Source organism: Pseudodesulfovibrio sp. S3 (assembly GCF_004025585.1).
Taxonomy (GTDB): domain Bacteria; phylum Desulfobacterota; class Desulfovibrionia; order Desulfovibrionales; family Desulfovibrionaceae; genus Pseudodesulfovibrio.
In genome coordinates this window covers 79,989-105,110 of record NZ_QTZO01000002.1, presented here as the reverse complement: position 1 = coordinate 105,110, position 25,122 = coordinate 79,989, and the positions used below count along the sequence as shown (strand labels likewise).

The 25,122-nt window shown below is 55.5% G+C and carries 20 protein-coding genes; 14 read left to right on the top strand and 6 right to left on the bottom strand.

The window, feature by feature from the left end; translation table 11 throughout:
- Window positions 1-3: 3 nt before the first annotated feature.
- The 5 genes from DWB63_RS02420 to DWB63_RS02400 form a co-directional block, all read right to left on the bottom strand.
- On the bottom strand, window positions 4-2,001 hold the full coding sequence (locus DWB63_RS02420; RefSeq protein WP_164879758.1) for a TonB-dependent receptor: 1,998 nt from the start codon (window positions 1,999-2,001) through the stop codon (window positions 4-6).
- Between the two features lie 26 nt (window positions 2,002-2,027).
- The gene (locus DWB63_RS02415) at window positions 2,028-2,903 is read right to left on the bottom strand and encodes an ABC transporter substrate-binding protein (protein WP_241648598.1); all 876 of its coding nucleotides are present in this window, start codon (window positions 2,901-2,903) and stop codon (window positions 2,028-2,030) included.
- Window positions 2,903-3,658: an ATP-binding cassette domain-containing protein gene (locus tag DWB63_RS02410; RefSeq protein ID WP_128327215.1), complete on the bottom strand. Its 756-nt coding sequence runs from the start codon at window positions 3,656-3,658 to the stop codon at window positions 2,903-2,905. The genes DWB63_RS02415 and DWB63_RS02410 overlap by 1 nt, the downstream gene beginning before the upstream one ends.
- Window positions 3,655-4,356: a GTP-binding protein gene (locus DWB63_RS02405; protein ID WP_128327214.1), complete on the bottom strand. Its 702-nt coding sequence runs from the start codon at window positions 4,354-4,356 to the stop codon at window positions 3,655-3,657. The genes DWB63_RS02410 and DWB63_RS02405 overlap by 4 nt, the downstream gene beginning before the upstream one ends.
- 119 nt (window positions 4,357-4,475) lie before the next feature.
- Window positions 4,476-5,474, bottom strand: coding sequence for an AraC family transcriptional regulator (locus DWB63_RS02400; protein ID WP_128327213.1), 999 nt, complete (start codon window positions 5,472-5,474; stop codon window positions 4,476-4,478).
- 350 nt (window positions 5,475-5,824) lie between these two features.
- On the opposite strand from DWB63_RS02400, the gene DWB63_RS02395 reads away from it, so the two are divergent.
- The 14 genes from DWB63_RS02395 (at window position 5,825) to DWB63_RS02335 (ending at window position 24,118) form a co-directional block, all read left to right on the top strand.
- Entirely contained in the window at window positions 5,825-6,877 is a 1,053-nt protein-coding gene (locus DWB63_RS02395; protein ID WP_128327212.1) for an AraC family transcriptional regulator, read from the top strand.
- Between the two features lie 411 nt (window positions 6,878-7,288).
- Window positions 7,289-9,037, top strand: a complete 1,749-nt coding sequence (locus DWB63_RS02390; RefSeq protein WP_241648559.1) for an ABC transporter ATP-binding protein — start codon at window positions 7,289-7,291, stop codon at window positions 9,035-9,037.
- A 74-nt stretch (window positions 9,038-9,111) separates the two neighbouring features.
- On the top strand, window positions 9,112-10,845 hold the full coding sequence (locus tag DWB63_RS02385) for an ABC transporter ATP-binding protein (protein ID WP_241648557.1): 1,734 nt from the start codon (window positions 9,112-9,114) through the stop codon (window positions 10,843-10,845).
- A 125-nt stretch (window positions 10,846-10,970) separates the two neighbouring features.
- Complete coding sequence (locus tag DWB63_RS02380) at window positions 10,971-13,127, top strand: TonB-dependent receptor (protein ID WP_164879755.1); 2,157 nt, start codon at window positions 10,971-10,973, stop codon at window positions 13,125-13,127.
- Window positions 13,128-13,213: 86 nt separating this feature from the next.
- Window positions 13,214-14,098 carry a DUF4198 domain-containing protein gene (locus tag DWB63_RS02375; RefSeq protein WP_128327208.1) on the top strand — a complete coding sequence of 295 codons (885 nt, stop codon included), beginning with the start codon at window positions 13,214-13,216 and terminating at the stop codon, window positions 14,096-14,098.
- Between the two features lie 84 nt (window positions 14,099-14,182).
- Window positions 14,183-14,962, top strand: coding sequence for an outer membrane lipoprotein-sorting protein (locus DWB63_RS02370; RefSeq protein WP_128327207.1), 780 nt, complete (start codon window positions 14,183-14,185; stop codon window positions 14,960-14,962).
- A 5-nt stretch (window positions 14,963-14,967) separates the two neighbouring features.
- A complete protein-coding gene (locus DWB63_RS17175; protein ID WP_164879754.1) occupies window positions 14,968-16,221 on the top strand; it encodes a DUF1302 family protein in 1,254 nt (417 codons plus the stop codon).
- Between the two features lie 10 nt (window positions 16,222-16,231).
- On the top strand, window positions 16,232-18,577 hold the full coding sequence (locus tag DWB63_RS02365) for an MMPL family transporter (protein WP_164879753.1): 2,346 nt from the start codon (window positions 16,232-16,234) through the stop codon (window positions 18,575-18,577).
- 508 nt (window positions 18,578-19,085) lie between these two features.
- Window positions 19,086-19,841, top strand: a complete 756-nt coding sequence (locus DWB63_RS02360) for a DUF3450 domain-containing protein (RefSeq protein WP_128327205.1) — start codon at window positions 19,086-19,088, stop codon at window positions 19,839-19,841.
- Window positions 19,838-21,262 carry a MotA/TolQ/ExbB proton channel family protein gene (locus tag DWB63_RS02355; RefSeq protein ID WP_128327204.1) on the top strand — a complete coding sequence of 475 codons (1,425 nt, stop codon included), beginning with the start codon at window positions 19,838-19,840 and terminating at the stop codon, window positions 21,260-21,262. Before DWB63_RS02360 ends, DWB63_RS02355 begins: the two co-directional genes overlap by 4 nt.
- Window positions 21,249-21,869 (top strand): MotA/TolQ/ExbB proton channel family protein, encoded by a 621-nt coding sequence (locus DWB63_RS02350; RefSeq protein ID WP_128327203.1) that lies wholly within the window; start codon window positions 21,249-21,251, stop codon window positions 21,867-21,869. The genes DWB63_RS02355 and DWB63_RS02350 overlap by 14 nt, the downstream gene beginning before the upstream one ends.
- 10 nt (window positions 21,870-21,879) lie before the next feature.
- Window positions 21,880-22,290: a biopolymer transporter ExbD gene (locus DWB63_RS02345; protein WP_128327202.1), complete on the top strand. Its 411-nt coding sequence runs from the start codon at window positions 21,880-21,882 to the stop codon at window positions 22,288-22,290.
- On the top strand, window positions 22,287-22,949 hold the full coding sequence (locus tag DWB63_RS02340; protein ID WP_241648555.1) for an energy transducer TonB: 663 nt from the start codon (window positions 22,287-22,289) through the stop codon (window positions 22,947-22,949). The genes DWB63_RS02345 and DWB63_RS02340 overlap by 4 nt, the downstream gene beginning before the upstream one ends.
- A gap of 110 nt (window positions 22,950-23,059) precedes the next feature.
- Window positions 23,060-24,118, top strand: coding sequence for a tetratricopeptide repeat protein (locus tag DWB63_RS02335; RefSeq protein WP_164879752.1), 1,059 nt, complete (start codon window positions 23,060-23,062; stop codon window positions 24,116-24,118).
- Between the two features lie 89 nt (window positions 24,119-24,207).
- On the opposite strand, the gene DWB63_RS02330 is transcribed toward DWB63_RS02335, so the two are convergent.
- Window positions 24,208-25,035 (bottom strand): class I SAM-dependent methyltransferase, encoded by an 828-nt coding sequence (locus tag DWB63_RS02330; RefSeq protein WP_128327200.1) that lies wholly within the window; start codon window positions 25,033-25,035, stop codon window positions 24,208-24,210.
- Window positions 25,036-25,122: the final 87 nt, after the last annotated feature.

The window sequence follows — 25,122 nt, the reverse complement described above, 5'->3', positions numbered from 1 at the left end:
TCCTTAGAATGTCACCTGGTAGGTAAGCGCGGCGCTCAGTCCGGATTCCAGCAAGTCGATGCCGCGCGAATTGGCCAGGTAGTTTTGGTACTTCGTATCAAAGATGTTGTCCACGGCCAGGGATATCTCGTTGCGGGTTTTGCCCCATTCGAAGCCGTATCCCGTGGCCGCGTTGAAGGTGATCCAGCCGTTTGTGCGGTCGGCACCGGACGGGACTTCGCTTTGGCGCAGAGCCCACGGGGACTCAAGCCTTGCCCAGAAGCCGTTGCCCTGATCGTAGCGCAGGCCGGTCATACCGCTTGCCGGGGCCACGTTGCGCAAGGCTTCGTCGTCTTGCATATCCTGTCCGTTTGCCAGGGCAAGATTGCCGTAAACGGTCCATTGGGGAAGGAATTTCCAGTCCGCGTCCAGCTCCAGGCCATAGATGCGCGCCTCGCCGATATTCTCCATCTGGTAGGTGGTGGGGTTGAGCAGCTTTTCGTCGATATAGTCGGTGATGTAGTTGATGTATGCGGCCCCGGATGCGCTGAAGGTCGGGGTGGTGTAGTGCAATCCGTATTCGGCGTAGTAGGAGGTCTCGGGGTCCAGGTCGGGGTTGCCGACGGAGGTCACGCCGCCGCCTAGGTTGATATACTTGAACCGTTCGATGATGTCCGCTGCCCGGTAGCTGCTGGCCGCGATCAGGGTGTGCGACCAGTGTTCGGCCGGCCGCCAGGTCAGCCCGGTATGCAAGTTCCAGCCGAGTTCTTTGCTGGACCCGGCGTCAACGTAGCTGTTTTTCTGGTTGTCGATGTCGTTGTGATCCAGGCGGGCGCCCATGTTCAGGGTGAACTGATCCGTCAGCTTCCAGTCGTCCTCGGCAAAGATGCCCATGGACAGCTGGGTGGTGTTGGGCGTGGGATTGTCCGTAACTGTGGTGCCTGCCACCATGTAACGCACACGCTTCGAGATCATGTGCCAGTTGTATGCGTCGGCACCGGCAACGATGGAATGTTCCCCAAGGTCGAATTTCGTCTGGAGTTTTCCGCCCACGGTCTCATGTTCGGCCGAGGGCTTGATGGCCGATACCAGGGCGTTGGGATTGTCGATGCGCACCCGGCGGTCGTTCTTCATGTAGTAAATGTTGAGCTCCACCGCTTTGAAGGTGTCGGAGTCCGGGGCGTAGTTGGTGTCCAGGCTGATCAGGGTGTTCTTGGTCCGGGGGTAGGTGATGTCCGCGTTCGCGGGCATGGTGCTTGAGCCGCCCGGGATACCGATTTCGTTGCCTTCCAGGTTCATGGCCTGGAACCGGGTGGTCAACCGTTCTCCCCATGCCTTTTCACCGGCCAGGCGGAAGTAGGTGTCCTCATACTGGCTGTTGGAGATACGGGTGTCGTCCCCGCCCCACAGGTCTCCGTGGTCCCTCAATCCGCCCGAGAGCTGCAGCCACAGGTCTTCCTTGCTGAGATTGGCCCGCAGATAGCCGTCCGGCCCCTGGGGGTTGGTGCGCCAACTGCCGATGAATTCCCCGCCGAGTTCTGGCTCGGCGGAAAAGGAGCCTTTCTTGGTGATGACGTTGATTACGCCGCCCGTGGAGCCTGAACCGTATAGGGAGCTGACCGGCCCCTTGAGCACTTCGATACGTTCCACGTCCAGGGGGTTGATGAAGCCCAGACGCGCGTTGATCTCGGTGGCCGTGTTCAGGCGCATGCCGTCGATGAGTACCACCACCGAGGCGCCGGTCATGCCCCGGATGGAGACGTCCTGTCCCCAGGGGGACTCTCCTGTCTTGGTCAGGCCGGAGATGCGCGACAGGGAATCGGCCAGGCTGGCCGTGGGCACGAGCACTATCTCTTCCTTTTCCACCACGCCGGTGCCGCCCGGAGTCTGTGATTGGGTGCTTTCCTCTCCGCGTGCGGACACGATGACCTTGTCCAGGGTGATTTCTTTCGCTTCCGCCCATCCGGCAAACAGTGTGATCAGGAACGCTGTCAGCAGGACGGGATACAATCGCCGTTTCATGTGTTTCTCCCTTGTTTTTTTATCAGTCACTCGGCGTTTGGCCGACCCAAAGCCGCCAGGGCGTCCCATCCGGGCCATTGCAGACGACCATTGTTGTCGGCCATTTCGGTAAACCAGGGGATCCCTTCCACTACGGGCACGAGGCATCCGGAATCCGCCAGGTAGGTTTGGTATTCGTTGGAAAGCAGATAGTGCAGGAAACGCGTGGCGTCCGGGGACGCGTCCCGGCGTATCGTGACCATCAGGGGAACGGCCCAGGCCCCGGAACGCGGCCAGACCATGCGGCCATTGCCTTCCCGATAGGTCCGGCTGAAGGCCGGGATGTTCAGGCCGGCCAGGAATTCTCCCGAGTCGATCCGTTTGTTGATGTCCAGGGGCGTATAGTCGGTGTTCTTGGCGGCAATGACCGCTTCGGCGCGTTGTCCGTAGAGGGTTCGCATCATGGTGTCGAACAGGTCGGGCATGGGGGTGTCGTGCGGTGGGACCGCCACATGTTCCGCGATTTCGGGGCGGCACAGATCCTCCCAGTCTTCAACGGGCGGATTCAGGCCGGTGGATGCGGCAATGACAAAGGGCACGAAGCAGACGACCCGAAAATGGCGCGACGGTTCGGCCATGCCCAGGGCGGTCAATTCCCTCCGCATGGGCGGCAGGGAGTCGGGCAGTGCGGCCAGTGTCCCGGTGGACTGGTGTTGGAGTACGTTGTGCAGGAATTGGGGATAGGCGCACATGGACAGACCGGGCACGGAACCGTTATTGCCGTAGGCCACGGAGAAGTCGAGCATCTCCTGGTGGGTCTGGGGCGGTATCAGGTCGAGGTCGAAGTCCATGCGGGACAGATCCTGTACTGTCTTGCGAAGGATGTTGGGCGCTATGGCCAGGTATACGGAATTGGGCTGCATCACATCGCCTCCTGAAGGCCCAGGGTCTGTCCCCTGCGCAGGCATTCGCGGGCCTGCATCAGCGCACCGTCCATTTTTTTGAGCTGTTCGGCGTATTCCCGCTCTCCGTCATTGGCTGACAGCAGGGCGGTCATGCCGCCGGTCTTCATGACAAGGCGGGTGTCGTTCATGAGAATCAGCACCGGGTCGTGGGTGGCTGAAATGACGATCTTGCGATGACCGGCCAGAACCTCCAGTGCCTTGAATTTGTGAATCCCGGCGTTTTCCACCTCGTCGATGAGCACGATGGGCGTGTTCGAGAGCAGGGCTATGTCGGCGATCATCAGTGCACGGGCCTGGCCGCCGCTCAATACTTGCAGGGACATGTCCCGGGTGATGGGTTCGCCGCACAGGCCGTTGGCCATATCCAGGATGGATGTGAGGAGAGGCTCGCCCTCCCTGCCCCGGCTTTCCGCGTGCAGCATGATGAATTGCTCCACGCTGGCGTCCATGACGAAGTTGGTCTTCTGGGAAAGGGTGGCTACCAGACCCGTTGAAGTCCCGGTGAGCGGATTCCCGTTGATCAGGATGGTGCGCCCCGAGCGGGTGTCCCCGCAGGCGGCCTGCTCGATGTCCGAAAGCAATTCGCTCTTGCCCGACCCCGTGGGGCCGACCAGGGCCAGGGAGTCGCCGGGGAACAGGTCCACCTGCTTCAGCGGTTCGGCCTTGCCCTGTTTGTCGGTTCCGGAAAGGATGGTCATTTTTTCGATAATCATGCTGCGTCTCTTTCAAGTAGGAGTTTTTCCACATTGCCGGATTGGAAGCGTTTTCCGATGCGTGTCTCGCCTGTGCAGTAGGAACAGATGGAGGCGGGCATGGAGTAGCGGAGTTTGTGCTCTTCAAGGGCTTCGCTTTCGGGCCAGGCTCCGCTGATGCGCTTGAGCTGCAACGTGCCGGTTCCGGTCAGTCCGTTGATATGGATGACGTCCGCATCGGGGTTCACCTGGGAGATGCGGTGGGCGAAGACCTCCTTTTCGGCCTGGGAGACCAGATCGCTTTTGGTGACCACCACCACGTCGGCCAGGGTCAGAGCCGGACCCATCTTTCGCGGGGCCTCCATGCCGCCCAGATTGTCGATGACCGTGATGGCGGGGTAGTTTTTGATGTGCGGGGCGCAGCGGTAACACAGCCCGGCTGTTTCCAGGAACAGGTAGTCCGCTTCCTGCGCATGGCCCCAAGACCATGCTTCTTCAAGGTTGGAGACGAAGAAATGGTCCGGGCAGAGATAGTCGGACAACCCTTTGATGGCCGGGATGCCGAGCCGGTCACGGTAGGTTTGGTCGTCGGTGGTTCCCAGGGTGTCGAACTTGACCGCAGCCGACCTGTGGCCGTCCTTCGAAAGTTGGCGGATCAGGTGCAGGGTGATTGCGGTTTTCCCTGCGCTGGGCGCGCCTGCAATGGTGATGAGTTTCATGGGCAGTTCCTTGAGGTTGAAATTCGTTATCAACAACGTCGTCGAAATAATCCCGGCAAGTGAGCGCCGGGATCGTGATGAATTAGCTCAAGTGCGGTAGGCAAACCACCCCTGGCGGTTCAAATACCGCTCGGAACTGGTGTATGTGTCGGGCGTGCCGGGTTGGTGATAAAAAGGTTGTCCTTGCGATATCGGGACGGGGTTACCCCATGCCGCTCCTTGAAGGCTGCACTGAAGTGGCTGATGTTGGTATACCCCACGGTGGAAGCCACTTCGCTGATGGTTGCCGTTCCTTCCAGCAGCAGTTGCCGGGCCAGCTCCACTCGATAGGTACGAAAATACCCGTACACGGTCTGCCCGAACAGGGCCTTGAAGCCCTTTTTGAGCTTTGTCTGGTTGAGTCCCACGGACCGTGCAAGTTTTTCGAGGCTCGGGGGGGACTCCAGATCGGCGATGAGCAGGCTTCGGGCTTTTTGCAGGCATTCCACCTCGTAGGTTGAGAGCCGTGTCCGGCAGGACGCAGGGCTTTGCTCGGCCAGGACATGGGAGAGCAACTCCAGGGCCTTGCTTTTGAGGTATATGGTTCGCGCTGCGTGGGTGTATGGGCAGTGGGCCAGTTGCGTGGCCGCCACGAACTGGTCCGGCGTCATTTTCCGGCTGTCGCAGGGAACTGTAGAGGTCCCTTGTTTCATGATGCGGCGCATGGCTCCTGGCAACTGGCCCAATTCATCCGGCACGGCCAGGGCCAGGAAGGAGGGCTTGAGGATGATGTCCAGCCAAGTATGCTGCTGGCCTGCGCCCAGGGTCATCGTGCCCGAAGTTCCGGGAAAATACCGGATCTCGATTATCCCCCTGTGCCGTGCAAAATCTTCCTGATCATCGGCCTGGGACAGGCCTTCGCCTTCAAGGGTGAAACTCAGACGCAGCACAGGGCAGTCAAAGGCCACGCGGAAGGCCTGTTTTTCCCGCGTGTAGCATTCCCAGAAGCACACCGCCATGTCGGGCCGCAGTTCGATCGCCGTGACCGGCGCACTCAGGTCGGCTGAGAGAAACGCCCGATCATTCTCTGCGGCTATGCCCGTTTCCTCGTGCGTCAGTGAGGTTACTTTCATGCGCATTGGTTCTTACTCCATCCTTGTTAGTCGGTCGGGAGGGTCTGATTGGCCGGGATTATTTCGGACAGCAATATTGAAAATGAAAATCAAAGTCAAGACGAGGTGCATATCCGCCTGATACGCCGCCGCATATTTCGTCAATGATATGAATGCCGATGAAACACTCAGGAAAAGTATGTGGCATTACTGCATTGACAGAGAATACATTGCTTGATAATGAAAATCAAATTCATAAACAATATGCTTATTCTTCTGACGATATGGCTTTCAGGACAAGTACTCGGAGATGCTTTTGGCAGGTTTGGTTCCTTTCGGCATGAGTGGGGTTGGATAAAAGAGGGGTTATTGTTTTTATGTACATGGAATCACATTGCGGCGTGTGGACCAAGGGGTATTCGCCCATTGTCGAGCAGTACCGGGAATACTATGGCAAGCAGCGTTCTTTTGTGGAAATACCAGCATTAAAAGATGGTGCTGACCAAAGCTACCGATGGGAGGTTGCACAGGGGTTCGGTGAGGGGTTTACGGAACTTCAGCATCTTAACAGCGGTCCCGGTGTGGGGCTGTGCGGTTACAGGCTCGGCAGTTCTTTGGACAGTCTCTATCGGAAATTCAGCACCTCTTTCAGTTTTTGTCTGCTTCTTTCGGGCCACTTCAAGATCGCTTCACCAGATGGCAGGCATTCGGAGACGGTGCAAACTGGCGACATCTGGTTTTGCAACGGGGAAGAGGGGGAGGTGCGCTGCATGCAGCCTGCTGAAAGATTCATCAGCGGCGTATCGATTGTATTGTCTCAGGGCATGTTGGATGCTTGGCTCGGCGGAACTTCTTGCGAGTTGAGCCGTTCTCTCGAAAGGCACATGAAAATGCGTTTGCATGGAAATGCCCCTGCCTTGTGCGGAGCGATGCCAAAGGCCCGCGCCCTCCCGCACAACCATCCGGCCAGGCTTGCCGCCAACAATCTGTGCATGACGAGGCGGGATACTGTTTGCGGCAGGTTGCAGTTCGAATCTCTGGCCCTTGATTTATTGTGTCAGTTGTTGATGCTGGAGGAGTCCTTGAAAAGGCATTCCTCAGAGAATTTGCCGCAAAGACAGAAGGCCGTGGAACAGGCCAGGAGCATTCTTGATGAGGAATGGGGTGCCCCGCCGACAATTTCATCGCTCTCGCGCAGGGTCGGCGTCAACGAATGCTACCTGAAGACGGATTTTCGTGAACAAACCGGGTTGTCCATCGGGGCATATGTGCGCAAGCTCCGAATGGAAAGAGCCTTGAATCTCATCAAGTCAGGACGCTGTTCGGTCCTTCAGGCCGCAACATTCGTGGGTTATTCCAATCCCAGTCACTTCAGCAAGGCGTTCAAGCGTTTTCACGGTCGTCTGCCTTCCTCGTTTCTTATCCGGTAAGAGTGCTTTTAGCAGTCGAGGATAGGGGGCGATGCCGGGCGGTGTTGTCCGTGCTTTTTTGCTGCAGGCGGCGATAACGTCCCTTGGCAAAGTCAATGCCGGATGCCGCTTCACCCTCTCTTTTCATTGTCCATCATAACCGTTTTTCCTGTTCGCGCGTGAGTTTCTACTGATCGGGGTAGAGATTCGCGGCACGGCACTGCATTGTCCGCTTGTCTTTAGAAGAGCAGGCCGGGTTTCGTGCATGCTCTGCGGGACGCCTGTCGGACTTATGTTTTAAACTCTTTCGGGGTGGGGATTCCCTTTGCCGGGGTTTCCCCGCCTCATCCAAGTGAGGTGTCGATGCATTCGAAGTCAAGTTGTTCATACCGCGCTCAAGAGCCCTCGCCATCATTCAGTGGCGGAGAAAAAATGAAACGCGGCATTTGGGGGCTGATGCGCCCGGTTAATCCGGGTATTCGTTTGGCAATCGCCATGTCGGCTTTGGGTTCTGTTGCGGGTCTTGGAGGAGTGGCCGCACTGGCTTTGGTGGTTACGGCTCTGTTTGCGGATGATTCCCAGGTCTGGAACTGGGTGTTCGTATCCGTCGGGTTGACCGTGGCCGGCATACTGCTTCGCGTGTATTCGTTTACCGTTTCCCATCTGGCGGCTTTCAAGTTGGAAATCAAGCTGCGTACCGATCTCACTGAGCATTTGGCTCATATCCCGCTGGGCTATCTTTTGACCCATGGCGCCGGTTCCATTTCCAAAGTGATGCAGGATGACGTCAAGAATCTTCACGCCTTCGTGGCTGACAGCACGCCGCTGATCGGACGGAGCGTTGCCACACCTTTGGCGACTCTGGCTTTGCTGCTGGTGGTGGATTGGAGGCTGGCATTGGTGGCGTTGGCCGTGCTGGTTGCTGGTGCGCTGTTCATGCGGGTGGGGATGCGTAACAACAAGGAGATGCAGCTCCGATATGATGCGGAAAGAGAAAAAATAAACAGTGCGGTCGTGGAATTTGTCCAGGCCATGCCCGTGGTGCGGACCTTTGACGACGGGGGAACCTCTTTTGGTCGCTATCAGGCCGCTCTCGACGGGTTCAAATCCATCATGGTCAAGTGGCTGCAGGCTTCCGGCACCAGTGCCAAGGTTGCCATAACGGTGCTTGCGCCCATGCCTACATTGTTGGCCCTGACTGTGGCCGGATTGATATTTTATCATGACGGAACCCTGAGTTTTTCTTCCTGGGCGGTGGTTTTGCTGCTTGGTACGGGCATGGCGGAATCCCTGGCTCCACTCATGTGGCTTAATTTCTTCATCCGCAAGGCCAATGCCAGCGCGCATCGCATACAGGATCTGCTGGAAGTTCCTGCACTGTCCGTGCTCGGAACGCCCCGCGTGCCGGAAGATGCCACCGTTGTCTTCGATAATGTGAGCTTTGCCTATGAGGGAAGGAGTGATGATGCCCTGCACGGTGTCAGTTTCAAGGTTCCGGTCGGAACCGTAACGGCTCTTGTGGGGCCTTCCGGTGCAGGAAAGAGCACGGTTGCCCGGTTGATTCCACGCTTTTGGGACGTGAGCCGGGGTTCGGTCAGCATCGGCGGTGTAGACGTGCGGAACATGACCTCGGAAACGCTCATGCAAAATGTTTCCTTCGTGTTTCAGGATCCCTTTCTCTTTCATGACACCATAGCGGCCAACATTCGTATGGGGCGTCCCGATGCATCCATGGAGGAGGTGGAGCAGGCAGCCCGTGCCGCCCAGGCACATGATTTCATCCAGGACTTGCCGAAAGGCTATGAGACTGTGGCGGGAGAGCGGGGTGCCCGTCTCTCCGGCGGGCAGTGCCAGCGCATAACCATTGCCCGCGCAATACTGCAGGACTGCCCGGTGGTGGTCCTGGACGAGGCCACGGCATTTGCCGATCCGGAAAATGAGGCGGCGCTCATCGGGGCACTCGCCAATCTCATGAAGGAACGCACGGTAATCATTATCGCGCATCGGCTTTCCACGATTCGTGACGCGGACCAGATCGTCGTAATGGATCTCGGGCGTGTGGTGGAAGTCGATCGGCATGCGGAGCTGGTGGCGGCGGAAGGCGTTTACGCTCGGCTTTGGAGCAGCCACGAGCAAGCGCGCGGCTGGACTTTGGGACAACGTGGCACTGTAAAATCTTAAGGGGGAAAATGAGGATGACGTCTAATATCAATACAGAATGGTCCGCGCCTCCTCTGGCCGATACGTGGAAGAGGATGCAGCAGGCCAGTGGCGATCAGGTCCGGCAACTGCGTTTGTGCATGGTGTTTACTCTACTGTCCGCCGTGGTGCAGGGATTGGGGTTTGCCTGCTTCTATCCATTGTTGGACAACCTTTTGAGCTCGCCGGTGCAGTGGGCTGGCGTGTGCACCTGGGCGTCCATTCTCTCTGTTTGCGCCATTCTTGATATGGTTTTCGTTTGGTCGGCCCGACGGTTTGACTACTCCAGTTGCATCGCCGAGGTGACGCACCAGTTGCGGATAAAACTCGGGGAACAGCTTCGCCGGATGCCGTTGGAATGCCTCTACAGGAAACGTGCCGGTGAACTCTCCGCCGTTCTCACAGGGAACGTCGATGAGGTGGTCACTCCCATGGGCATGCTTTCTTCGGCCTTTATCAGCATTATCGTCACCCCCGTGGTGGCAATGTTGGCCACTGCGGTCGTGGACTGGAGGCTGGCGCTGTCCATGGCCTTGGTGTTTCCGCTGGCGCTCCCCCTGTACTATTGGCGCAGGCATGCCTCCAGCAGGGCCTATCGCTGCATCGGGGCGGCTCATGCTCGCACCTCTGCCGAATTGGTCGAGTATGCCCAGGGCCTTCCCGTGCTGCGGGCCACGAATCAGGTGGGGCGGAAGGCCGAGAAGGTCCAGGTTGCCTTGTATGACTTGCTGGAGGTCCAGAAAAAAGAGCAGTTGTTGTTGGTTTGGCCGGGAATCCTGTTCTCCTCGCTGGTGCAAATTGGCCTGATCGTGGCACTTTCATTCGGGGTTTGGTTCATTCTTGCCGGCACCCTGAACATTGCCGTTCTGGTCGCTTTGTTGGTTGTCGTCGTCCGTTTCAGCGAACCCCTGGCGTTGCTTTTTGGCATAAGCCCGGTATTCGACTATATGGAGGCCGGTTTCGAGCAGGTTGAGAAGCTGCTTGCCGTCAAGCCTTTGCCCGTACCCGCCCAGCCGGAAACGCCTGAGCGATTTGACGTCAGTTTTGAGGACGTGAGTTTTCGCTATGCCCAGGTTGAGGAAGATGTGCTTGACCACGCAAGTTTCAGCTTGCCGGAACGTTCCCTTACTGCGCTGGTCGGATTGTCCGGTTCGGGGAAAACCACCATTACCCGGTTGATTACGCGTTATGCCGACCCGCATGCAGGGAGGGTCCTGATCGGAGGCGTGGATGTGCGGTCCATGGAGCAGAATGATCTGATGCGGCACATCTCGGTGGTTTTTCAGGACGTCTATCTCTTTGACGATACTATCCGTGCAAACATCCTCATGGGGCGTCCCGACGCCGATGATGCGGAAGTGGAAGCCGCTGCCCGTGCCGCCCACTGCCATGACTTCATCACTCGCCTGCCCGACGGGTACAGAACCCGCGTGGGGGACATCGGCGGCTGCCTTTCCGGTGGCGAGAGACAGCGTATCAGTATTGCCCGGGCCATTCTCAAAGATGCTCCCATAGTCATTCTGGACGAGCCCACGGCCGCCCTGGACACGGAAAGCGAGTTGGTGGTGCAGCAGGCCATAGACACGCTCGTTCGAGACAAGACCGTCATCGTCATAGCCCACCGCCTTTCGACCATCGTCGGTGCCGATGCGATTTTGGTGCTTGAGGAAGGGAAAATTGTCCAACAGGGTGCCCATGCCGAGTTGCTCGAAAATGGTGGGCGCTACAGGAATATGTGGGAGGCCCAGCAGTCCGTCAAGGATTGGCATTTTGCAACCGCGTTGAAGTAACCGCGGTTTCTCCGGCGTTTTTCCCGAATGGGGTTGTCGTTTTTTCCCGCATCGGGTGGACGGCGGCCGCTGTTTGGCGAATGAAGTCGACTCAAACTATAAAATGGATTGAGGAGGTACGGCTAGTGGACAACAGTTCCAGGCTTTCGAAAACCGGAGGCCTACAGGTTTTTTTATTGTATGGGGTAACGGCGGTCCTTTTGTCCGTCTTTGCCTTGGCTGTCCTTCCCGCAGGTGCCCTGGCGTCCGAGGAAAAGGAATCGGAAACCGGCGTGGTCAAACTCGAAGCGGTCAAGGTTACGGCGAACAAGATGGAAGAGGACCCGATGGATGTGCCGCAGAGCATTACCGTCATCGATGAGGTGGAAATTCAGGAAAAGGGGATAAAAAGCGTTGCGGACATCATTGATACCGTGCCGGGCATGTCCTTTTCCAAGGACCATGGCATTGCCGTCAACTTCCGTGGCTTGAATGCCTCAATGTTTACCCAGAACAACCCCGTGACTTTGTTCGTTGATGGCGTCGGCTATAGCGGCCGCTATGGTTTTGACACGTCCTTGGTCAACGTGGAGCGGGTGGAGGTTCTGCGCGGAGCCCAGTCCACCCTGTACGGCAAGGACGCCATGGGTGCGGTTATCAATGTCGTCACCAAGGACCCGACCAATGAGTGGCTTGGAAAGGCTGGGGCGGAGTATGGCAGCATGAATTATATGAAAGGGTTCGCCAGTGCGAACGGCCCCCTTGTCGAGGACATGCTATTCTTGGGTTTCAGTGCACAGTATGACAGGGATCAGGGTTGGATAAAGAACGACTATCCGGGCATGGAGGAAGATGCCAACCGGGAGCGGGACAAACGGCTCAACGGCTATATCCTTTATACGCCCAATGATGATTTGCGAGTGCGGTTTGCCGTGCAGCATAATCGTGAAAAGACCTATTGGGGTGATGAGTATGCCATGCCTGTCGGTTCGAGTCTCGACTCCTTTGATGCCGATGATGCCAAGCATATCAGTTACGACGTCGATACATGGACAAAGACGGATAATGACGCCCAGAGTCTGAGGGTCGAATATGCATTCAACAGTTTCAAGCTGGATTCCATTTCAACGCATAGGAGCCAGGAGATTGAAGGAGTCTATGATAGCGACCACGGCGATGATCCTGCTTATGCCGGGTTGATCATGTATGACAACGGCGAGACGGATTCCTGGGGGCAAGAGTTCCGTTTCTCCAGCGTTGCAACCACGGGCTTCCGCTGGATGTGCGGCATCTATGCGGACATGGAAGAGTTCAAAAAGGGGCCTTACGGCCAGCAGGTGGCAGGTGCTCCTGCCATGGATATGGATGCCCATTCCAGACAGCACAGTCGGACAAAGGCGGCTTTTGGCCAGGTCATGGTGCCGTTGGGGGAAAGCTTTGAATTGACTCTGGGGAGTCGATTCCAGAGTATCCACAAGGATATCGACCTGAAAATGTACATGAATCCGGTCGGCGCCCCTCCTGCGCTCTTCTATTCCATGAACACGGACAAGACTTGGAACGTATTATTGCCCAAGGCTGCGCTTTCATACAGCATCAATGACAATTGGACCTCATACCTTTCGTATACCCACGGATACATGCCGGGCGGTTTTAACGACTTTGCCATGGGAGGGTCAGATGAGGACAACACTTTCGAGCCGGAGAAATCCGTAAGCTACGAATGGGGCGTGAAAGCCGGCTATGATAAATTCAGGATGTCGGCGGCCCTGTTCTACATGGATATCGAAGACATCCACGTCTACAAGACCGTAGGCACCATGTACGTGACGGATAATGCCAAGAAGGCCCACTCCCAAGGGTTCGAGTTCGAGGCAACGTATATGCCAACGGATACGCTGGAATTGAGCGGCTCCTTCAGCATTATCAAGGCCAAATACGACGACTACGACACCGGTACGAAAAAATTCGACGGTGAGGATATCGAACAGACGCCGTCACATTCCGTCCGTTTGAGTGCTGCCTATCACGATCCTTCCGGGTTCTATACCCGTGCGGACGGACGGTATTTTGGTTCGCGTTCGTTCCAGGACAATGCGAGTGCGTCGTTTACCAAGGCAGATCCCTACGCCGTTGTTGACGGCAAGGTCGGGTACCGTTTCTCGGACTTTGATGTCTACGCCTATGTCGACAACATCACCAACGAGAAATACGTCACAGCTTTCCGTTCAAATAGTATGGCAAGTATTGCCGGTGTTTCTGAACCCAGAACCTTCGGCCTAGGTGTCTTGTACAACTTTTAACGTTTTTTTTGCCCTTGTAATGATTTTGATTATCGTCTTCAAGGTGACGGTGATGCCATTTAATCCCATAACCAAATGGAGTTAACATGAAACGTTTTCTTTTTACATTGTGCTTTGTGGTGTTCGGCACTGTGTCGGGCGCTCAGGCCCATTCGGTCTGGATCAACAATTTTTATTCCGATGCCCATGTTCCTCCCCATGCGATGGTTTCCATCGGTTGGGGGCATGCGCTGCCCATGGACGATATCCCGAACTCGCCCAACGGGAGAATTCTTCTCGACAGCTTTGAGGTGATAGGCCCGGATCTGCACAGAACCGCATTGCAAAAGCCTTCTTTCGAAGAAAGCAAACCGTCGCAGAACACAAGCGATTTCGATGTGTATCCCGGGGATCTCGCTGTCCAGAAGATCGCTTTGAAGGCGGACAGCAAACCCGGAGTCTATCAGTTCAGCGCAGTGTCCAAGCCGACATTTTATACACAATACCTTGACAAGAAAGGCCGTCAACGTCTGGCGCTCAAACCTCGCGATGAGGTCAAGGATATCGACAAAGTGCTCATGTCTGTTAAATTTCAGGCTTTTGCAAAGTCCTATATGACGGTGAAGGAATGGACTCAGCCCGCTCCGCTCGGTCATGGGTTGGAGATCATTCCGCTGACCGATCTGAGCAACGTGCATGTGGGTGACTTGATTCAACTCAAGGTGTTGTTCAATGGCGAACCTGTTAGCTCCACCGCCAAGAGCATCAACTACATCTCGGCCAGTAGCCCGAGCTTCGGCCAGAGCGACCATTTTACCTTGCAGTCCTACATTATGGAAGGCCTCGCCCAGTTCCGCGTGCAGGGCTCCGGCCAGTGGATGATCAACACCAATCTCAAGGACGACGTCACGAAGGACGGCCCCTTGAAGGATCTCTACGGAAAAGCCGATCAGGTGTACCAAGCCGCAAGTCTGACTTTTATCGTGAAATAATCATCGGGCCAGGGTTCTTCGGGGCCCTGGCCTTATCCCGGAAACCTTCTGGCCCCTTCCCGAAAACAAGGAGTGATCGTCAACATGTGGAAATTGACTGTAGCCGCTATGGTTCTTTTTTGTGCGCTGGGTGTTGCCCCGGTCATGGCCGGGGAATTGTCCGGCCATGAGATCATGACAATGGTGGACGACCGGCCGGATGGCGAGGACCGGACATCGGTCATAACCATGACCTTGATAAACAAGAGCGGCAGCAAGCGGGTGAGGGAAGTGAAAAGCTATTCCAAGGACTTTGGCAGGGACAAGAAGTCGGTCATGGTGTTTTGTGAACCTGCGGATGTCAGAAAGACGGCCTTTTTGTCGTGGGAGTATGACGACGTCGACAGGGAAGAAGACAAGTGGCTGTATATGCCGGCCATGAAAAAGACGCGGCGCATCAGCGGAGCTTCCCGAAACGAATACTTCATGGGTACGGACTTCACTTACGACGACATGGGCAAACGCAATGTGGACGAGGATACGCATCGTCTGCTGGGCGAGGAGTCCGTCATGGGTCACGATTGCTGGAAGATCGAATCCATCCCTGTGGATCCGGAAGATATGTACACCAAAAGAATTCTTTGGGTGGACAAGGAAGCCCTGGTGCTCGTCCAGGCCCAGTATTTTGACAAGGACGGGTTACTGAAGATTTTCAGGGCATTGAATATCCAGAAGCAGAACGGTTTCTGGACCGTGTTGCTTTCGGAAATGGACAATGTCAGCAGGGAACACAAGACCACCATGGAGACTGCCGGGGTGACCTATGACACCGGCCTTGGAGACGACCTTTTTCGTGTCTCCAGCATCCAACGGGGACGACTTTAGTAACCATGAAACTCGTGAGCTTGGTTGCCGTCCTGGTTGTCATAATGGTTTCCGACGCATGTGCCGAGATCGCTGAGAGCTGGACGGATCGGCTTGATTTGTCAGGATGGATCGAAACGATTCAATCCAGGGGAGTGTATGCCCCTCACGAATCAATTACGTCCCGCGCGCGGATGCGTCTCAATCTGGATGCGGATTTTGAGTACGTGTATGCAAGTATTTCTGCGGATGCGGAGAAGAACTGGAAGATAGGGTCCAAAAGCGGTGTGGATCTGCACGAGTTCTGGCTGGAGCATGCGGAATCCGGGTGGGACCTGCGGCTGGGAAGGCAGACGATCATTTGGGGCAAGGCGGACGGAGTGCAGATAACGGACGTGATTTGCCCGCCGGACTATACCGAGTCCATCACTCGTGATCTGGATGAAATCCGCATGCCTGTGGACGCTGCCAAATTTCGGTTGCTGAGTTCGGACATGGATATGGAGTTGATCTGGATTCCCGTTTTTGAAGCTGCTGAATTGCCCAAGGGGGACAATCCCTGGGCCACGAAAATAACATGGCCCGCAGGCACCAGCGTGGTCACCCATGCCGCAGACGAGCCTGATTTGGCGTTTGAAAACAGCGAGGTGGCCCTGAAGGTCTCAACGTACCGTTCAGGTTTCGATGTTTCGGCCTCGGCCTTTTACACGTGGGATGATTTTGCCGCGAACCATCGAGTTGTGACCATGTCTGGCGGGACGCCTTCGATCACGTTTTCACCGAAGCACCACAGGATGACGGTGCTGGGATTGGATTTTTCCCGTCCCTGGTCGGATTTCGTCTTTCGGTGCGAGATCGCGGGGTATCTGGGCCGGTATTTTGATACCAAGCTGCTCGACATCCAGCCCAAGCGCAAGAATTCCGTTAAATGGCTGGCCGGAGTAGATTGGACTCCGGGCGACGACTGGAGCGTGATCTTCCAGTTGTTCGAAGAGGAAATACTCGATTACGAGTCTGTCTTGTCAGCGAATCAGCATGACTTCACCGCCACGTTGAACATTTCAAAAAAACTCTTGCGGCAGACCCTGACCCTCTCTTGCATGGTCTATTTCAATGTCAACGATCAGGATTCGTTCGTCCGTACCAAGGCGGACTATGAGATGGCAGACGGGGTTCATTTTCTCCTCGGAACGGACATGTTCAATGGACGCCAGAGTGGCAGTTATGGCCAGTATCACGACAATTCCCAGGTTTGGGTCAAGGCAAAATACAGCTTCTAAGGAGCAAAGTATGCTTAACATAAGCAGGATCAATGCTGTTTTTCATTCATATGGCGTGGCTATAATACGCTATCGCTGGGTCGTATTCATTGCGTTCTTTGCATTGGCTTTTGCGGCGGCGGCAGGGCTTCCGCGTCTCAAGACCGATGTGGATCAGGATAAATGGTTCATGGAAGACGACGCGTTGCTCGCGGCCAAGGATCGGATGGAACATCTATTCGGCAACGAGGATTTCTGTGCGGCCCTGATCACGGTGGACGATGTCTTCGAATCGGAAAATCTTCGTCTTCTGCGGCAGCTTGGCGACGAACTCCTGGACAGGGTTCCGTATGCGGACGACGTGCTGTCCTTGACCGACATGGAGTTCACTGAAGGGGTGTCGGGCGGCATCAGGATTGCAGATCTTGTGCCGGAGAACATTCCCGAAGACAAGGGGCAGCTGGAGGCCATACGGCGCAAGGCTCTTTCAAGAAAATCATTGAAGGGCAGGCTGGTCTCCGGGGACAGCACCGAAACCTGGCTTATCCTGCGCCTGAAGAATGTGCCCGAGTCCGTCAAACAGATCAATGGCGAAGAGTCCATAATGGCCATTGGTCACCTCTTCAATGAGATTGTCAGCCAGCCCCAATACACTTCGCTGCATCCGCAAGCTACCGGCCTGCCGGTGATCTCTGCGGAGAAACTTGATTTTTTCAACAAGGAAACACCTCGCCTGCTGGGCATCTCACTTGTCTTCACCACTCTGATTCTCTTCTTTTTCCTTCGCAGTCTGCGTGGGGTCGTTTTTCCTCTTGCCACGGTCTTTTGTGTCATGACCATGGTGTTTGGCCTGCAGGGGTACCTCGGCATTCAAACCGACCCGACCGTCATATTCATGCCTATTTTCATAACCCTTGCCGTGTCCATCGGGTATTCCATTCACCTTTTTAACCACTTCAATGACGAATTCAGGAAAACCGGTCGAAGAAAGGAGTCTCTGGTCATTGCCGTTGAAGAGGTCGGGTGGCCGCTCATATTCAGTGCTCTGACGACCGTTGCGGCGCTGCTTTCCTTCCTGTTGATACCGTTGCGTCCCATTCGCTGGGTAGGTCTCACTTCCGCCTCATTGGTATTCCTGGCCTGCCTGGTGGTTCTGACGCTGCTTCCCGCATTGCTCAGTTTCGGCAAGGACCGTGAGTGCCCCTCCGGCGAAATTACTGTTCGTGAAACCCGTATGCAACGATTCATGGCATGGTTGGCAGACATCTCCCTCAAGCGGCAGGGATTATATCTTTTCATGCTGGCGGTCGGTATTGGTGCTTGCCTCGTGGGTGTGAGTCGGATCGAGGTTTCGTTTGATGTCCTCAGGAGTTTTGGCCGCAAGATTCCGTATGTGGACCGAATCTACGAGGTCGGACAATCGCAGGTCGGCTCGCTTTATTCATATAATCTGGCCCTGGAGTTTGATGCGCCCGGTGCGGCAAAAGATCCGGAGAATTTAAAGAAATTCGAAATGTTGGTGAGGGATGTTGACAAGTTGGAGTTGACCAAGAAGACAACGTCCCTGTTGCAGATACTCAAGGATCTCAATCAGGTCATGCACGAGGGTGATCCCGAGTGGTACCGGTTGCCCGAGAGCCGGGAGATGGTGGCGCAGTTGCTTCTTCTTTATGAAAATGCAGGCGGAGCCGAGGTCGAGCGTTGGATTGACTACGACTATCAACGGCTCAAGCTGCAAGTGGAGATGGGGCATTACAATTCCGGTGAAGCGGCCCGGGAGCTCAAATGGATACAGCAGGAGGCGGGGCGGCTTTTCCCGGACGCGCATGTGGTGCTGACCGGGGCAATATCACAATACACGGTCATGCAGGAATACGTTTCCTACGGGCAGATAAGATCCTTTTTCATTGCGCTCGTCATTGTCACCATCCTCATGATGATCGTCTTTGGCAGTATCCGCATCGGGATCATCTCCATGATTCCCAACGTTGCCCCTGCCCTTGTGGTCGGAGCGATCATGGGGTTTGCGGATATTCCTCTCGACCTTGTCACCGTCACAATCATCCCAATGCTGTTGGGGTTGGCGGTCGACGACACGATCCATTTTATCAACCACAGTCAGTTGGAATTCGAACGTTGCGGCAAGTATGTCGAGAGCAACCGGCGGACCTTCTTTGCTGTTGGCGGGGCCCTGCTCATGACAACGGTCGTACTGACCTTGAGCTTCTCGGCGTACATGGCTTCGGTTGTAAAGATCTTCGTCAGCATGGGGTTTCTGGTCGGCGCAGGACTGTTCTCCGCCCTTGCCGCCGATTTTTTCATCACGCCGGTGTTGCTGTTCAAGACCAAGCCCTTCGGAAAGGAGAGGATGGATTGAGAGAGGGTGAGGGCTTGGCAGTTGTCCCTCTGGGGGCCGAAGCGGGATCATGCGCGGATTCTAAATAATTCACGTGATGTGTCTGTTTCCGGGCTTTAGGGAGGGTGGAATGTATATGCAATTCGTCCATGGCGTCTTGATGCCCTTAAGCTTTTGTACGCACTCCCTCAGGCAGGTGTTCGATGCGGGGAAAACCAGGCCCCTTTGCTGCCAGAGGATATCTATGATGGGTTTCATTGGAGGGGGAGGCATTCCGATTCCTCTGCAGGCGATGTTTCATTGATGGTAATTTACGATAATAGCGGGGAAAAATATTTTTTCCAAAAGAAGTTGAGAGGGGCTTTACATTGGATTTTGTTGTGTGTAAGAAATCGTTCTGATATTGAAAATGATTTTCATCATCGTTTGATGTTTGTCTTCGCAGAGAGAGTGTCATGCGTAGCCCTATGAACAAGAATCAAACTCATTTGTTGAATTGCCCGGTATCGGGCTTCATCCAGGAGTACAGATGTTGATTAGAAGCACGATTGCAGTGGCTTTATTGCTGCTGTCACCAATTTCGGCAAAAGGGGCTGCAACCCCGGAAGAGGTCCATGCGGATCTGACCAGGGCCGTGGCGTCCGAGGCTGAAGCTCAGTCCAAATATGTCGACTGGACGGATAAGAAATTGGAGATGTCGGATGAAATACGAGACATGAAGGCCATGGATGACTGGCTCGGCTTTCAGAACAAGAAATACGCTAAATATATCGAAAGGCAAAAGGTGGTGATTGCAGAGTTGGAGCGGCGCAAGGAGGAGGCCAAAAGGATTCGCATGGAGCTTGAGCCTTTTCTTGAAACGGTTGTGGACACGCTTGACGGGTTCGTGGCCCGCGATCTGCAGTTCCTGCCGGAGGAGCGACAGGCGAGAATCGCCTTTCTCCATACCTCGCTTGACGACTACCGGCTCAGCCTGAGCGAAAAGTTGCGCAGGGTGTTCGAAGCCCTTCTTGTGGAAACGGAGTATGGTCGAAACATTGCTACAACCACCAGGGAGTTGCCGATAGACGGCAATCCAACCCGGGTTTCCGTTTTCAGGCTTGGCCGGACAGCTCTTTTCTACCTGGCGGCTGACGGGTCTGCCGCGGGGGTTTGGGACAAGGCCTCAAGTTCCTGGAGACCCCTGTCCCAGGAGTATGCACGCACCTTGCGCCGGGCCAGGGACATGGCGGAGCGAAAGCGTGCTGTTGAACTTCTTGACCTGCCCATAGGAGCCGCCCAATGAGAACTCTGATTGTCACGTATTTCTTTGTTCTGGCGCTGTCGATGCCGGCTTATGCCCAACAGTGGCAGCAGGTGGCGCAACAGGTCACAACCGTTGCCGGGACGGTGCAGGAAAACGTCCGTCAAACCGAGTCCATTATCGCCCAAGAGCGGCGTGAAATCTCGGCTGAGAAGAATGCCCTGCAGGATTCCATTGATGTCAGGCAGAAGGAGTTCAGCACCCTGAAAGCTCAATATGATGCTCTTCTCCAACAGGAAAAAGTCCTGCAGGAAGAACTTGCTGAACAGGCTCATGAACTCAAGACCATTGACGGTACCATTCGTACGGCAGCCAAGCAGGCGCGTGATTATTTTCATGAAAGCCTGACCACCCCGGAGTTTCCCCAGCGGGAAACCGTACTGGCCGAAGTGCTTCAGCCTGAAAAGTTTCCCGGTCTCGAGGGCATTCAGAACCTGCTCACGTTGTTGCTTGAAGAATTGCAGGTTTCCGGCACCGTCGCAAGGCGTACCGGGAGTTTCATCGGCACCGATGGAAAAGACAAGACCGGCGATCTCCTGCGTATAGGTTCCTTCACCATGGCGTACCGCCTGCCGGATGGATCCCTCGGATTCCTGCGTCCCGGAAACGACGCCAGCACCCTGGTCGCCGTGCAGGGCGCTCCTGGATGGAAGCTCTCGGGTTTGATGCGCGAGTATTTTGAGGGGAAGGGTACGGTCTTTCCGGTGGACATCTCCAATGGTGCCGCGTTCACCCGGTTGGCTCAGGATCAAAAGGGAATATACGAGTGGCTGAGCGCCGGGGGGCTTCTGGTGTGGCCCATTATTCTGGTGGGCATTGCCGCGCTGGTTCTGGTGGTCGAGCGTTTCTACTCCTTGAGCAAGATACGCGGCAACTCGGACCGCAATATGGCCACGATTCTGGGCATGGTCGACAATGGGAAGTGGAAGGAATGCCGACAATTCTGCCGGGAACAATCCATGTATCCCACCTGCCGCATCATCGGTCACACACTCAAATATCTCGGCAATACGCGTGAGATCATCGAAAACGCTTTTCAGGAAGGGCTTCTCAAGGAATTGCCCATGCTTGAACGGTTTTTGCCTACGCTGAACGTGCTTGCGGCCGTGGCCCCGCTTCTCGGCCTGCTCGGTACGGTTACCGGCATGATCAACACCTTTCAGATCATCACAGTTTACGGCACCGGTGATCCTCGCATGATGTCGGGCGGCATTTCCGAAGCTCTTGTCACCACCCAGCTCGGCCTTGCGGTGGCCGTACCCATCATGATTCTGCACCACATACTTGAGCGGCGGGTGGACAAGATCATCGGCGACATGGAGGAGAAGGGCACCGGTTTTGCCGTGGCGCTGATGAAGCTGGGTAAAATCAAAACACGGGAGGAACTCGATGCAGCTGCATAGCCTTGCGGAACGAATGGCGGATTATTTCCAGGCAGGCGGGGATATCATGCTCCCCCTGTTTGTCCTTTCCCTGATCATGTGGACTTTGGCCATTGTCAAAAGCTTCAGGTTCATGCGCGAACGGCGCAGAGAGGCGACCCCGGAGCGCAGCCTGGATCTGTTCCGGGGGGAAAGCAGTGTCTGCAAGGCCGGTCTTGCCCAGTGGCAATGGGACATTCTTTCCCAATACATGGAACAACGGTGCGAGGACCAGGATCTCAACCGTGATATGCTGGACGCAATGCGCATGCGTCAGGAGTTCAAGGCCATGCGCTATATCGGGACCATCCTGATTCTTGCAGCCGTGGCCCCGCTGCTTGGTCTGCTCGGCACGGTAACCGGCATGATCACGACGTTTGACGTGATTTCCCAGTTCGGCACAGGCAATGCTCGTGCTTTGGCTTCCGGTATTTCCGAGGCCCTCGTGACCACGCAAAGCGGTTTGGTGGTGGCTGTTCCCGGCCTGTTGCTCGGCGGTTTCCTGTTCCAGCGTGCCCGAAAGCTCAGGGGTCGTATGGAATTGTTCTGCATCCGCTTGCAGCATCAGACCGAAGGAATGGCAAGGTAAGGGACGGGAAATGAAAAGCATCCGTTATGCCCGTGGGGTCAGATCGCGCAAAAGCGAAATCAACATGACGCCGCTTATCGACATGGTCTTCATCCTGCTCATCTTTTTCATTGTCACGACGAGCTTTGTCCGTGAATCAGGTGTCGAGGTCCAGCGTCCTTCGGCCCAGTCCGCTGAAACCAAGGAGAAGGCCAATGTCCTTCTCGGATTGACCAGCGACGGGCGGATATTCGTTGAAGGCAGGTCGCTTGATATCCGGTCCGTGCGCGCCTACATGGAACGTTTTCTCGCGGAAACACCGGATGGTTCGGTCGTCATTGTTGCCGATCAGGAAAGCACCACCGGAAATGCCGTCCAGGTGTTGGACCAATGCCGCCTGGCAGGGGTCAAGAACATCAGCATAGCGGCGAGGAAGCAATGATCGTTGCACGAGCCAGGGGGGGCGGGGAGTTCGTGGCCTCATGCATGGTTGCGGCTTGTATGGTTGGGCTGGTGTATGTCGGAATCCTGCTGCTCAATGACGCCCCTGTTCCCAAGGGCATGGAGATTGTGGAGGGAGCCATCCGTCTTGCCCAGCCGCAACGCGACAAACCCTTGCCGGAGTTGCAGCGCAGGAAATTGGATGAGATGAAGCCACCCAAGGAACTCCCCAAGCAGTTTTCGAACAAGGTGAAAAGCAAACCCGTCAAGCCTGTCATGACAATGAGCACCCCCCGATTTTCAGCAGATACGCATCCTGGGTTGGCCGGTGACATTTCCCTTCCCTCGGGAGATTTCGGCGGCATAGGCTTTACCATGGACGAGGTGGATGACATCCCGCAGGTGTTGCGCAGTGTCCCCCCCGACTATCCGTATGTGGCCAAGCGGAACAGGGTGGAAGGGGAGGTCGTGGTCCGTATGCTTGTCACGGCTAAAGGCACGCCGCAAGATATTACCATTCACTCCTCAACACCGGCTGGCGTCTTTGATGATGCCGCCCTGAATGCGGCCAAGCGCTGGCGGTTCCAGCCGGGAAAATACAAGGGAGAGGCCGTGGATACCTGGGTTCTTCTGCCCTTTGTCTTTGAGCTGACGCAATGATCATGGCAAGAATACTTCTCTTAATCCTGGCAATAGTTCTTGTTTCAGGATCGGCATATGCAGCGGAACGGCTTTCCCCTCAGGCCCGGCAGGTCCTGCATAAGGCGCAAATGAGCATCGACGACGCTCATTTTGCCGATGCTGTTTCCGTTCTGCGGGAATATATGGAGCAGGCTGAGGAGGCGATTCCTCCCCAGGCGTATCTCATGCTCGGCGGCGCACAATACAGAAAAGGAGACAGGGAACAGGCGTTCAAGGTGTTCCTCAAAGGACTGGATGCCTATCCCGACAATGTTGAGTTGGCCCGTAACAGCGCCGTGGCCTGCTATGAGCTGGGACGGTACGCGGACGCAGGCCGGTTGTTTGAGAAAACCTATGCTCTCAAATCTCCGCCCGAGTCGGTTTTGCTGTTTCACGCAGGGTCGGCTTATTACAGCGGGGGAGAATATGCCGCTGCCGCGAAGGTCATGGCCCGGTTGCTTGCAGTGGACAAGAATCCGAAAAAGGAATGGGTACGCCTGGCGGTCCACGCCCATCTCGAGGCCAAGCAGTTCAAGCGTGCCGAAAGCATGCTCCATACCTATCTGGCGTCGAATCCGGATGATGCTCCTTACTGGCAACTTCTTTCCAAATTGCATCTGGACAGGGAGGAATACGCAAAGGCCGCCAGCGCCCTTGAGATTTGTTATCGGCTCGGTTCTCCATCCAGCAAGGAGCTTGAACGGCTGGCCTCGCTGTATGTTTATGTGAACGCTCCGCTCATGGCATCGGACGCCCTGAAACGCGCCTACCCCGGAGCTTCTGATGAGGAACATGCAATTAGGATCGCTCAACTTACCGCTTCCTCGGGACGAACCGATGAAGCGGTAAGACAACTCTCCCGGTTCGCGCCCTCTGTTTCGTTGGCCGAGGAAAAGGGGGAGATCCTATATCGGGCCCGTCGGTTCAAGGAGGCGGAGCAGGTGTTTCTGGATATTTTGAAAAAGAATGCCAACGCCCTGGAAAGCCGTTATTTCCTTGCCATGTGCGCCTGGGAAAACCGTGATTGGAAAACGGCAAGGGTGCATTTGGATGCGCTGTCTGGGAATCGGGAATTCGTTGGACGCGTTAAGGCCCCTATCTCTGTGATCGATGATATTGAGTTGGCACGCAAGGAGGCTCTGGAGTAGCTGATATGCGCGGCTGAACTTCTTGCCAAGAAAAGCCCCCGGAGCAATTGCTCCGGGGGCTTTTCTTGGCCGTTGCCTTCTTATTGCGGTTAAGCCTGTGCCGGAGTCATTTGGAAGTGCAGCATCTTGAACGCCTTGGAGAGAATGGGGAACATGGACATGAACCTGGAGAGGTTGTCCCACCGTTTTTTTTCCTTGTCCATGTAGTAGGCAACATTCTGCAAATGCAGGTTGGAAGCCCATCTTTCAGGGAGTGTGTCGTCGTTCAGGGCCCATTGAAAGCTTGCGTTGGTGTGTTTTAGCGTGTCGTGCCGGGAAGACATCCTGCAGCCGAAGGCCGTGCAGGCGTCAAAGACAAGTTCTCCAGGGGACAGGGAGCGGGCGACCTGTTCGAGAACCGGGCGGATTTCATCTTCCGGGAAAAACATGAATACGCCCTCAGCCATGATAAGGATATTCGCTTGCGGGTGTTTTTCCCGGATTTCTTGAGTCCAGGAAGGGTCAAACATCGACTTGTGGATGGAAATGTTGTGTTCATCCGGCGGCAACAGCTTGTCGCGCAATTCCATGACTTCCGGAAGATCGATATTGTAGAAAGTGCCCTTGTTCAGGCCTATCCGGGTGGACCGGGTGTCGAGTCCGCACCCGAGGTTTATCACGACCGGAGAGGCGTTGTTGTCGAGGAATCTCCTTGCAATTTCGTCAAAGTACTGAACCCGGATGCAGATTCCGACCTGACTCCGAATCGCATCGTCATATTTCGAAAAGTCGTAATCCACGGACTCCACGATATTGCATGCTGCCTGGTCCTTGATGATTCTGTCCGGTCTCCTGGTTTCCAGGCAACGCATGTACAAAGTGATGAACAGGGTGTCCGCTACTGCGTCTGAAATGCCTTCGGTGTTGATTTTTTGCATGGAGTCTCCATTTGTTTGTGGCGCCCCTCGGATTCATGTGTTGGACGCTGGTGTATACGGTGTTGCCGCCTGCGCATGAACTGCCAG

Coding starts and splice junctions, on each gene's coding strand:
- DWB63_RS02420 (WP_164879758.1), bottom strand. CDS start 2,001: ATGAAACGGCGATTGTATCCCGTCCTGCTGACAGCGTTCCTGATCACA.
- DWB63_RS02415 (WP_241648598.1), bottom strand. CDS start 2,903: ATGCAGCCCAATTCCGTATACCTGGCCATAGCGCCCAACATCCTTCGC.
- DWB63_RS02410 (WP_128327215.1), bottom strand. CDS start 3,658: ATGATTATCGAAAAAATGACCATCCTTTCCGGAACCGACAAACAGGGC.
- DWB63_RS02405 (WP_128327214.1), bottom strand. CDS start 4,356: ATGAAACTCATCACCATTGCAGGCGCGCCCAGCGCAGGGAAAACCGCA.
- DWB63_RS02400 (WP_128327213.1), bottom strand. CDS start 5,474: ATGCGCATGAAAGTAACCTCACTGACGCACGAGGAAACGGGCATAGCC.
- DWB63_RS02395 (WP_128327212.1), top strand. CDS start 5,825: ATGTACATGGAATCACATTGCGGCGTGTGGACCAAGGGGTATTCGCCC.
- DWB63_RS02390 (WP_241648559.1), top strand. CDS start 7,289: ATGAAACGCGGCATTTGGGGGCTGATGCGCCCGGTTAATCCGGGTATT.
- DWB63_RS02385 (WP_241648557.1), top strand. CDS start 9,112: ATGCAGCAGGCCAGTGGCGATCAGGTCCGGCAACTGCGTTTGTGCATG.
- DWB63_RS02375 (WP_128327208.1), top strand. CDS start 13,214: ATGAAACGTTTTCTTTTTACATTGTGCTTTGTGGTGTTCGGCACTGTG.
- DWB63_RS02370 (WP_128327207.1), top strand. CDS start 14,183: ATGTGGAAATTGACTGTAGCCGCTATGGTTCTTTTTTGTGCGCTGGGT.
- DWB63_RS17175 (WP_164879754.1), top strand. CDS start 14,968: ATGAAACTCGTGAGCTTGGTTGCCGTCCTGGTTGTCATAATGGTTTCC.
- DWB63_RS02365 (WP_164879753.1), top strand. CDS start 16,232: ATGCTTAACATAAGCAGGATCAATGCTGTTTTTCATTCATATGGCGTG.
- DWB63_RS02360 (WP_128327205.1), top strand. CDS start 19,086: ATGTTGATTAGAAGCACGATTGCAGTGGCTTTATTGCTGCTGTCACCA.
- DWB63_RS02355 (WP_128327204.1), top strand. CDS start 19,838: ATGAGAACTCTGATTGTCACGTATTTCTTTGTTCTGGCGCTGTCGATG.
- DWB63_RS02350 (WP_128327203.1), top strand. CDS start 21,249: ATGCAGCTGCATAGCCTTGCGGAACGAATGGCGGATTATTTCCAGGCA.
- DWB63_RS02345 (WP_128327202.1), top strand. CDS start 21,880: ATGAAAAGCATCCGTTATGCCCGTGGGGTCAGATCGCGCAAAAGCGAA.
- DWB63_RS02340 (WP_241648555.1), top strand. CDS start 22,287: ATGATCGTTGCACGAGCCAGGGGGGGCGGGGAGTTCGTGGCCTCATGC.
- DWB63_RS02335 (WP_164879752.1), top strand. CDS start 23,060: ATGAGCATCGACGACGCTCATTTTGCCGATGCTGTTTCCGTTCTGCGG.
- DWB63_RS02330 (WP_128327200.1), bottom strand. CDS start 25,035: ATGCAAAAAATCAACACCGAAGGCATTTCAGACGCAGTAGCGGACACC.